At 55.4% G+C, this 9,559-nt stretch carries 10 protein-coding genes; 6 read left to right on the top strand and 4 right to left on the bottom strand.

Going from position 1 to position 9,559, the window contains the following annotated elements; all coding sequences use genetic code 11:
• Positions 1 to 100 precede the first annotated feature (100 nt).
• The 6 genes from C4520_14065 (at position 101) to C4520_14040 (ending at position 3,661) form a co-directional block, all read left to right on the top strand.
• Positions 101 to 373 (top strand): hypothetical protein, encoded by a 273-nt coding sequence (locus C4520_14065; protein RJP18716.1) that lies wholly within the window; start codon positions 101 to 103, stop codon positions 371 to 373.
• Between the two features lie 194 nt (positions 374 to 567).
• Positions 568 to 771, top strand: a complete 204-nt coding sequence (locus tag C4520_14060) for a type II toxin-antitoxin system HicB family antitoxin (protein ID RJP18715.1) — start codon at positions 568 to 570, stop codon at positions 769 to 771.
• Between the two features lie 42 nt (positions 772 to 813).
• A complete protein-coding gene (locus C4520_14055) occupies positions 814 to 1,092 on the top strand; it encodes a hypothetical protein (GenBank protein ID RJP18714.1) in 279 nt (92 codons plus the stop codon).
• A gap of 170 nt (positions 1,093 to 1,262) precedes the next feature.
• Complete coding sequence (locus C4520_14050; protein ID RJP18713.1) at positions 1,263 to 1,796, top strand: hypothetical protein; 534 nt, start codon at positions 1,263 to 1,265, stop codon at positions 1,794 to 1,796.
• Between the two features lie 88 nt (positions 1,797 to 1,884).
• Positions 1,885 to 3,261 (top strand): DUF3500 domain-containing protein, encoded by a 1,377-nt coding sequence (locus tag C4520_14045; GenBank protein ID RJP18712.1) that lies wholly within the window; start codon positions 1,885 to 1,887, stop codon positions 3,259 to 3,261.
• A gap of 211 nt (positions 3,262 to 3,472) precedes the next feature.
• Positions 3,473 to 3,661: a hypothetical protein gene (locus C4520_14040; protein ID RJP18711.1), complete on the top strand. Its 189-nt coding sequence runs from the start codon at positions 3,473 to 3,475 to the stop codon at positions 3,659 to 3,661.
• 102 nt (positions 3,662 to 3,763) lie between these two features.
• On the opposite strand, the gene C4520_14035 is transcribed toward C4520_14040, so the two are convergent.
• The 4 genes from C4520_14035 to C4520_14020 form a co-directional block, all read right to left on the bottom strand.
• The gene (locus C4520_14035) at positions 3,764 to 4,855 is read right to left on the bottom strand and encodes a (4Fe-4S)-binding protein (protein RJP18710.1); all 1,092 of its coding nucleotides are present in this window, start codon (positions 4,853 to 4,855) and stop codon (positions 3,764 to 3,766) included.
• A 39-nt stretch (positions 4,856 to 4,894) separates the two neighbouring features.
• Positions 4,895 to 7,066: a hypothetical protein gene (locus tag C4520_14030; protein RJP18709.1), complete on the bottom strand. Its 2,172-nt coding sequence runs from the start codon at positions 7,064 to 7,066 to the stop codon at positions 4,895 to 4,897.
• Between the two features lie 122 nt (positions 7,067 to 7,188).
• Positions 7,189 to 8,334: a 4Fe-4S dicluster domain-containing protein gene (locus C4520_14025; protein RJP18708.1), complete on the bottom strand. Its 1,146-nt coding sequence runs from the start codon at positions 8,332 to 8,334 to the stop codon at positions 7,189 to 7,191.
• Positions 8,335 to 8,376: 42 nt separating this feature from the next.
• Positions 8,377 to 9,465, bottom strand: coding sequence for a 4Fe-4S dicluster domain-containing protein (locus tag C4520_14020; protein RJP18707.1), 1,089 nt, complete (start codon positions 9,463 to 9,465; stop codon positions 8,377 to 8,379).
• Positions 9,466 to 9,559 lie beyond the last annotated feature (94 nt).

Raw genomic sequence — 9,559 nt, 5'->3', positions numbered from 1 at the left:
GAAGACTTCCCGTAGTTTGCCAAAAGAGTAAACGCCATGGCATTCAGAGTCCGGCACGAGACTACCGCTTGCGCAACCGGCGACAGGAACAGCGACGAGTATGAGAAAAGCTGACAGATTAGTTACTCCGTCAGCGGCGACTCGCCGCCGCTCGCCCAAGCGCGAACACCAACTCCTTGGCTCAACTCACGCCGATAAATCCGGCGCCGGAGCAACTAGGTTCTTCCTTAACGGAAAGGAAAAAGGAAAAGGTAAAAAGGAAAAAGCCGAAAGAAAATCAAGGGCCAAGCCAAATCCGCGTGAATGCGTGGTCATTCAATCTGAGAAAATCAGCGAAATCCCGGATCGAGTCCAGGACGGCGTATGCGGATAGAAAGAAACTTTCTCTACAGACTGCGGTGGTCTGGGGTCTGTCTTTCTCATCCGCGAAACTCGTCCAGAGCGTTGAAGGATCGGCGGATGAAGAACCTCTTCCCTGCACGTAATACGCCCATATATTGACAGAAAACAAAACTTTACGTTAAGCTTGATTTACGCGGCGACCTTGGGCAAATAAAAGGAAGGATCATGAAAATAAAAATTGTCGTTCATGAAGCTGAAGAAGGCGGGTACTGGGCTGAAGTGCCGTCCATACCCGGCTGCGCAACTCAGGGCGATACCTTCGAAGAGCTTCTGAAGAATCTGTATGAGGCAGTGGAGGGATGTCTATCTGTTGACCTGGAAGAGCCGAAAACCACGGGGAAAGATCGAATAATAGAAATTGCGGTATGAAGGCGATTTCCGGCAAAGAACTTTCCAGAATATTCGAACGTCATGGATGGAAGCTGCTGCCCCCGCGTCATCAAGTTAATCCTGCCCGCGATGATCGGTCCGCACGCGCGGAAGAAAGAACAGCATCCAAACCCAACATCACGGCAAAAACCCAATAAACAATTTACTCTTCAAGCCCTTCGGAAATCCCAAATGCTGCTCCCCTTCCGCGCTCACCTCAATCCTCGAAAGCTTGGGATGTTCTCAACTCCAGCTCTTGCGCTTCCCGCCCCCTTCTTCTGGCTGAACGCCTGGGGCTTTATCCTGAAATGCGCCAAATGACGCGGAACCGTGCCTCTTCTCCCGATCCCATGGCTTCTTGCCCTTCGCGAATGAATGAACACGAGAATACTCTTCTTGAATGGCAGTTGGCGCTGGGGAAACCTTGCGGTTGACGGGGAAGAAACCGCGTGATAAGATATAGAAAAATTTTTGCTCAGAAGGAATTTCCCATGCTGAAAAGTTTCTTTCAGGAAACCCCCAGCCGGGACAAAATCATTTTCTGGTTTTTCTGGTTCTTCTTTGTCGTCCCGAAGCCTGTTTTCCCCGCTGATTCCTCCCATCAGCTTGATTTGCTAAAATTGGCTGCCATATTGGCCGGCGGTTTTCTTCTTTGGCGTCTTCTCCAGATCGAGAAAGTTCTGCCGGTGAAAAGGGTGGTTATCGGTATCCAGGGCTTTGCTCTTATCGGAATCCTGTCTTTTGCGCCGGCAATGCTGCTGCTCGTCATCGTCGCCTACGCCTTCGGCGTTGACAATCCTCAATTCATGACGCCGGTTTTCTTATTGCTAATGGCGCCTGGCCTTTTCCTGGCTGGCTGCTGGCTCGGCTTCCTGATTGACAGGCCCTTTCTTCTTGGAGCGGCATACGCTCTGCTGGTGGCGCTCTTCATCTGGCGTTTCGGAATAACTCCTCTTGCCGCCTTGCTCTTTTTCATCCCGCCGCTCGCCGGCGTGTACTTCGGCAGAAAACGCCTCGCCGTCTGAACACGAAAAAGTTTCTCGCCGATGTCCCTTCGGGAAAACCCTCAAACAGGTGGAATTAATAAGCGAATTTGTTTTGTCCTCAGTTCCGATGGGAAAATTAGGGAACAGAGCCCTGACCCGAAGTGAGAAGCAGCGGGATGACTGGCGGCCAGAGGCGCACCGGCTTCGTCGATTTTCTCCGAAGCCGGTATTTTTATTTCTAAGTATTCAACAAAAAAGGAATTGCAGGAGCGGGAGAACCCCGGAGTGGGAATTGGGCGGCTCCATGGGGCCGCCCCTACGACCGAAAAAAACGGCGGGCAGGATGTTTGCGCTCCGGGCTGCCCCTACGACCATAAAACGGCGGGCAGGAGGCCTGCGCTACGAAGCGGGACGCGCATTTCGGCCGCGGAAGGGAAATAATAATTATAAAGGTCTTCTGCACATAAGGAGGGAAGACATGCATATATTATCGCCGGCGGCGGCCGTTGGTAAGCAAATAGAGCTGGCTTCTCAGACGGCTCTAAGGATGGCTGAGGCCGCAAGCGTGTTTCTTGCGTCGCTCAGTGATGCACAAAAGAAGAAAACTCAGTTCGCCGTGGATTTTGAAGATCGCCGGAACTGGACCTACCTGCCCGGCAAACGGCATGGCATCAGCCTGAGACAACTCGACAGCTTCCAGCAGAAGCTGGCGTTCGCGCTCCTGGCCTCAGGCCTGAGCGCACAGGGAAATGCGAAGGCGCTCTCGATCATGAGCCTCGAGGCGGTCCTGCGCGAGATCGAGGGCGATAGCGATTATGATCGGGACCCCGACCTGTTTTATATAGCTGTGTTTGGCTCGCCTTCGGACGATGCGCCCTGGGGCTGGCGCGTCGAGGGACATCATCTTTCAGTCAATTTCCTGGTGGTCGAGGGCAAGCGAATCGCGCCGACTCCCAATTTCTTCGGCGCCCATCCGGCGCGCGTGCCGCATGGCCGGCTCGAGGGTCTCCGCATCCTGGCGGCTGAAGAGGACCTCGCGCGGAGACTGCTCGGGGCGCTCGATACGAATCAACTGAAACGGGCCGTGATCGATATGCGCGCGCCGGCGGATATCCTGACCGGCGACAGCCCGCGCGTGCGGCTGGACGATCCGACCGGGCTCTCATACGGCGACATGACCGAAGCGCAGCAAGCACATCTAATGAATCTTGTGTCGGAATACATCCACCGGGTTCCGCGCGACGTGGCCGGGCTGCGGATGGAGCGGCTCGAAAGGGAAGGCAAGCGCTATCTCTATTTCGCGTGGGCGGGCAAGACGGAGCCGGGCGGCCCGCATTACTACAGAATCCACGGGCCGAGTTTTCTGGTCGAGTACGACAACACGCAGAACAACGCGAATCATATTCATTCTGTCTGGCGAGATATTCAGGATGACTGGGGCGAGGATCTGCTCAGGCGGCATTACGGGGAGGCGCACGGCGCGAGACAAGCGCCAAGATCTTGAAGGACAGAGATAACCATCAAGGCGTCAGGACACGAAGATGGACCCTCCCCAAACCCTCTCCCTCAGGGAGAGGGATAAGGCCGAATGAATTCGGCCCTACCAGCCTGCGGGGTGAAACGTTTAACCGGTAGGTGCGAATTCATTCGCACAGTCTTCGGAGGTGGAAAACAGGCGCGAAGGAAAGAAAGGCAAACCACCAAGACACAAAGAGGTGTGGATCCATGATCTTCCCGGTGTCTTTGTGCCTTGGTGGTTTGCCTTCCTGATTTTCGAACCTCGATCCGAGTGCGGGATCCTCGAGGCGCGTGATTTCGCTTCGCTCAGCAGAGAAGGGAAGCTTTGGATTGACGACTCGATAAATCTTCGCCTCTATTTCTTCCGGCTGGTTGTTCCCCTTTAGGCTCTGGGGACAGCCTAGCGGAGCGCAGCTTCGGGGACAGACACCATTCTACGAATTCAAAAAGACATGAATTCCGTAAATGGAGTCAGTCCCCACCGGATATCAGAACTTGAACGCACGTCCTTTCTCTGCCATTACCTTCATGACCATCTCGCCGGGTGGCAGGACGGGCAACTGTTCGGTCTCAGGGCGCGGCGCAAGCGAAATAGATTCAGAGGGGCACGTCGGAAAGCACACACCGCATCCAATGCATTTATCTTCGTCTACCCGGGCCGGGCCATCACTGAGCGAAATGGCTTTCACCGGGCATCTTTCTTCGCACGTGCCGCACTCGACGCAGGTTTCCTGATTTATCTGCGAGACGAAATTGGAGCGGGCAAACATGTTCTTCTCGCCCATGGCCAGGAGTCCGGTCAGGAAAATGCAGGCGTCGGCGCAGCAGTTGCAGATCGTATCGATTTCCGCCTGATGATTTCCGGTAACGTGCACCAAGCCTTCCTCGTTTGACTTCTTGAGGATTGCCAATGTCTCATCGACAGTAAGTTCACGCGCCATCCCGTTGGCGACCATATAACGCGCCAGACTGCCGAAGTGCAAGCAGTTTTCGGTGGAATGTTCGCATTTTCCGTCGCCGGAATATTCCCTCATGAGCCGGCACGGACAATGGGCGACTGCCTGATAGGAAGTCTCTTTCACTTTCTCGACCAGTTTCTCATAGGGAGATACCTTGCGGGTTTCGGAGAGGGATTCCTGAACCGGAATGACGCGGACGAGCGGGGTTTCGGAAAGACCGCCGATTTCATGGAAGAATGCATCGCGCGCGTATTTCCGCCACAGAACGGCGAGTTTTTCCGTTTCGGGAGTTCGCTTGCCCGGCCAGAAGGGCGTCTCGCTGAAGCCGACAACGGTGGGAAGAAGCCGGTACATCGGCTCATCTCCGCCAAGTTGCTCGAACACGATCCCCTTTTTCGCCATCCTATCGAGCATAGGTTTCAGCATTTTTTCGGCCATGCCGGTGCGATCGACAAGCGCATCAACAGTCATCGGCAGGAAAGGCAGCTTGACAGCCAGATCCGCTTCCTCCTTTGTGTAAAGGATTTTCAAAATTTCAATCAGTTCCGGCGTCTTCGGTGCGCCAATAGGCATAGAATTGAGATGTTCGGCCAGTTGATCGTACACTTCATGCTTGCTCATATCCCTTCTCCTTACCTGGAAACTTCAAGAGTGTCGTTCTCATTTCTCGATCCTGCAGCGAATGTACTTGTGTAAAGGCGTCCCAGTCAAAGGCTCGCGGTGCGCGGCGGAGATAAGCTCGTTCACGTTCACTCCCGCCTGTTCAAGCTTGCCGGTTTGTTTGTTTTTCTGTAGCATTCCGAAACCGTGCGGAATGGACAAATTGCCCGGGAAGATATCGTCCGAGACCAGAACGGGGATCGAAACCTGGGACGTGTCGGTGACAACCTTCACGGTCTCGCCGTCGGAGATTTTCAGGCGGCCGGCGTCCTCCGAGCTCATTCTCAGGTAGTTCGACGGCAGGCTCGAGGCTCGCCATTCGTGAACGCGCATCAGGCTGTTGGCCGTGTAGTTCGTGCGTTCGCCGGTCTGGAGAATGAACGGGAATTCCTTGTTTTCACTTGGTTCGATACGTTCGGGCAGTTTCAGCGATTTCAGCAGGTCCGGCACCATCGGGATATCCAGATGGATTTTGCCGTCCGATGTCTTCAAGTTATCAAGATTGTTTTCGTCTTTCGTATCGCACAAATATAAGCCTTCCGGATGCTCGAGGATCGCCTTGAACAGCTCCTCGGTATCGTCGCCCTGGCTGGTAATCACTTTGTTTTGAACCAGCGCGTCGCGATGCTTCATTGCGAACATCATTGCGAATGCTTTGACGACCGACAATACCGGCGGCAGATCGCTCTCGTTCTTCCACTGCTTCATCATTGCGAACGGAAGCAGGCCGGAGACATCGACTCCCATTTTCTCGAGGATCATCAGATGGATCTCGCACTCCTGCCGGGCGAGTTCGGGCCCGTTGCATACCGGCCGGCGAAGGTGGTAATAGATCTGCGGATACCCTTTCGCGAAGAAAGAGGCCTCATACTTCTCGAATCCGCATTTCGCGGGCAGCACGTAGTGTGCGAGCATTGCGGCCTCGCTCATGACCGGATCGATTACAACCAGCAGATCGAGCGCCTTGAACGCCTGCTCGAATTTTTTTGAGTCCGCATACGAGCGCAGCGGATTGCTGCCTTCGACGATGACGGCTCGAATGCGGCCGTCTCCAGGTGTGAGTATCTCCTCGGGGAGAGCGTTCGGCGGGAACAGGCCGCGGATAGCAGGAATACCGGCGACGCGCGTCTTCCATTTCTCCTCGCCGTCGCCTTCCGGCAAATCAAGACTCATGAAACCTTCGGGAAACGCGCAGCCGCCGGGGACGCCGACGTTGCCGGTTATGGCAAGCAGGACCCTTTCCAGATACACGTTCTCCATCATGTATATCTGATGATAGATGCCGAGGTCGATACACGTCGCCGCGCGCTTTGCCTTTGCGAATGTGCGGGCGACTTCAGAGATATCCTCGGCCTTTAGATCGCATAAACGGGCGGCCTGTTCGGGAGTCACCAGGTTGGCGATCCACTTTATCTTTTCCCATCCGGTCGTATGCTTGCGGATAAAATCGGCGTCGATCAGGTCTTCCTTCACGATGACGTTGATCAGAGCGAGCAGGAAATAGACATCGGTGCCCGGCTTGATCATGAGAAATTTGTCCGCCCTCTGCGCGGTCTCGTGCCGGCGCGGATCGACGACGATCAGCTTTCGCGCCGGGTCGTTTGCTATTTCGGTTACAACTTTTCTTGCCCGCTGTGTTCCGTGACTCATCCAGGGATTGCTTCCAATCAGAAGCAGCACATCGCAGCGGTGCTCGTCGAAATGGAAGTCGAGGTTCTCGCTGCCGAACATGTGGCCGTTGATCCAGTACTTCTGCGTGTATTCCTGCGCGAGCGCGTTATAGAGATATTTGGTGCCGAGCGCACGCATGAGAAACATCGCGAACGGCACATCCAGATGATTGGCCTGCCCGCCGCCTCCCATGAAGGCGATTGACTTGCCGCCGGTCTCGGCGATGATTTTCTTGAGTTTTTCTGCAATCTCGGCGGTGGCCGTCTCCCAATCGATTGCCTCGAATGAGCCGTCGGCGCGCCGCCTCAGCGGCGATAAAACACGCTGGTCATTGTGCTGGTAATAAGGATTGTAGAGGGACTTGTTGCAGACGTATCCCCTGCTGAAGGGGTTTTCCTTGTCGGCTCTTACCTTCACAATTTTATCGTTTTCAACCTGCACTTCGATCCCGCAATTGTTGCCGCACATGCAGCACGCCGTCGATTTCCATTGAGTATCCATAGCCTCTCCTTCATCTTTGGGACAAGAGAACGAACTTATCGCGCGATGCGCGGCAGCTTCCTGAAGACTGTGCGAATGAATTCGCACCTACCGGTCTAGAAATTTTGCATGGAGGATCATGGTTACTCCATGGGCCGCTTCTGGCCGGCGGCCTCATTCTCGGCGGCGACTCTGGAGTAGAGCTGGGCCGTGGATACGAATATCGGCTCGCGCTCGAGCCGCTCGAGCCGCAGCGCGCCCGTCGGACACGTGACCGTGCAGACGCCGCAGCCCATGCAGCGGCTCGGATCGACTTCGGCCGCGTCGGCGCCGTCCGGCACAGAGATCGCTTTGAAGAAGCAGCGGTCGACGCACGTGCCGCAGGCGGCGCATTCCTCATGAACGCGCGCCACAAAATTCGAGCGGGCAAATGCATGCGGATTGTCCCAGCGCGTGAGGCCGCGGGTGATCGAGCAGCAGCATCCGCAGCAGAAGCAGATGACTCCGTTCTCCATGCTGGCGGCGTTGTCGGTCATTACCACCAGGCCCTTTTCCCGCATATCGGCCGCATACTTCTTCGCTTCCTCACGTGTGATCAGCTTGCCTTCGCCGCGACCGACAAACAGCATCGCAGGCATTCCGATGAAAAAGCAGTGGCCGACCGGATTATTTTCTTTGCATTCGCGGATGCCGAGTCGCTCGGTCCGCGTCCGGCACGGACAGGGAACCAGCGCGATCGCGTCCATATTCGCATGATCGAGAAACATCGCCAGATCCTCGTGCGAAAGCACCTCCTGTCCGGTATCGATCGATTGTTCGACGGGAATGGCGCGGCGAAGTGGAGTTCCCGCCGCCGACGACTCGTAGAATTTATAAAAACCGTCCTTGATGAAGAAGTCCTGGTATAGTTTGCCCGCTTCGAGGGTGTCCTTGGTTACCGTTTCGCGGAACTGATGCACATTCACGACGAGGGGGACGACCGGCAACATGTATTGTCCGCCGAAGCCAAGCACTACGCCCTTCTCGACCAATCCGCTCAATATATGCTCGACCTCCTCGCCCGTCCGCCCGAGTTCGAGCGCCACTTCGTCCGCCGACTTCATGTGCGGATCGACCGACAGACGCGACGCCACAACCGCTTCCTCTGGAGTGAAGAGCAGCTCGAGGTATTTCAGGAAAGCGGGCGAAAAGTCGCCGTCTTTTTTCGGGGCGCCGTTCAGATTCATGTCGATGCGTTCCGCAAGTCTTTTGTAGGGCGACTGCTGCATGATGTCCTCCTTATTCCTCATCCGGTGGCTCTTTGAGGGCACTGTCTTTCGCAAAATCCAGAATTAGATCAGTCCTTCCATTGTTCGGCCGGTAATCTGCGCTTTCTGCATGGTCCACGAGATCATGTTTTCGGGCGGCAGATCGATCTGACTTTCGGGTTTGCGCTGGAGCGAGAGCGCGCCGCTCGGACACGTGACCACGCATACGCCGCAGCCGATGCAGCGCTCGGGGTTGACTTCAAAATATTCGCCGCGCGATTCGATGGCGCCCATCGGGCAGCGTTCATCGGCGCATACGCCGCACGCGACGCAAGTGTCCGCATCGATCTGCGCGAGATAATTCGATTTCGCCAGGAAATGCGGCGATTTCGCCATCTTGACGCCGCGCAGAATCGCGCAGCAGCACGTACAGCAGTTGCAGACGAACATATGATCGTCCTGAATGTTCCAGGAATTATGCACCAGCCCCTCTTCTTCGGCTTTCTTCAACAAATCGAGCACTTCCTGCTTCGTGGCTTTCCGGGCGCCGCGATATTCGATATCGAACGCATCAGGGGAGGGTGAGAAAGCAATGCAGTTGTTCATTGTCTTGCCGCAGCCTTTGTCGAGAAGGGTCATTTCCTTTCGGCAGATGCAGTCGGATATCGCCCACGACTGCGCCTTCTCGATCATGCTCGTTACCTTCTCGAACGGAAGAATATTCAGTTGATTCGGGATCGCCTCTTCGACCGGATACACGCGCACCTGCGACGGCGCGACCTGCCCCAGCTTTTCGGCAAGCGCTTCCTCGAGATATTGCTCGAACAGCGCGGCATATTCCTTATCGACGCGCGCAAGCTGGAACTCGTGGATTCCGACAAGAAACGGGAACGCGCTGTACATGCGATATTCTTTCGGCCCCATCCCCATGAGCTGGCCCTTCGAGGTCATCGTCTCGAGCAGGTGCCCCATTTCTTCGGGATTGCGTCCCAACCGCTCGGCCACTTGCTGGGCCGATTCGGGAATCAATTTCATTTGCGATGCGATCTCGGCCTCCTGCTCGGTGAACACTTTCTTCAGGATCTTCAACTCGACGCCGCTCTCGGTCTTTGGAAATCCCTGCGGCATTGCATCGAGATGTTCCGCTAATTTCCGGTAGCTGTCTTTGCTCATGTTACCCTCCGCTTCGTGTGACGTTCGTCCGCTTTTCACTTCATTTGAATTTTGAGCTTTAAACCTTGATTCCGCTGCCCCCCTGTTGGTAGGA

The organism is Candidatus Abyssobacteria bacterium SURF_5 (assembly GCA_003598085.1).
In the GTDB taxonomy this organism is placed as follows: domain Bacteria; phylum Abyssobacteria; class SURF-5; order SURF-5; family SURF-5; genus SURF-5.
This window is presented reverse-complemented; position numbering and strand designations above follow the sequence as displayed.

Coding starts and splice junctions, on each gene's coding strand:
- C4520_14065 (RJP18716.1), top strand. CDS start 101: ATGAGAAAAGCTGACAGATTAGTTACTCCGTCAGCGGCGACTCGCCGC.
- C4520_14060 (RJP18715.1), top strand. CDS start 568: ATGAAAATAAAAATTGTCGTTCATGAAGCTGAAGAAGGCGGGTACTGG.
- C4520_14030 (RJP18709.1), bottom strand. CDS start 7,066: ATGGATACTCAATGGAAATCGACGGCGTGCTGCATGTGCGGCAACAAT.
- C4520_14035 (RJP18710.1), bottom strand. CDS start 4,855: ATGAGCAAGCATGAAGTGTACGATCAACTGGCCGAACATCTCAATTCT.
- C4520_14020 (RJP18707.1), bottom strand. CDS start 9,465: ATGAGCAAAGACAGCTACCGGAAATTAGCGGAACATCTCGATGCAATG.
- C4520_14055 (RJP18714.1), top strand. CDS start 814: ATGGATGGAAGCTGCTGCCCCCGCGTCATCAAGTTAATCCTGCCCGCG.
- C4520_14045 (RJP18712.1), top strand. CDS start 1,885: ATGGGAAAATTAGGGAACAGAGCCCTGACCCGAAGTGAGAAGCAGCGG.
- C4520_14050 (RJP18713.1), top strand. CDS start 1,263: ATGCTGAAAAGTTTCTTTCAGGAAACCCCCAGCCGGGACAAAATCATT.
- C4520_14025 (RJP18708.1), bottom strand. CDS start 8,334: ATGAGGAATAAGGAGGACATCATGCAGCAGTCGCCCTACAAAAGACTT.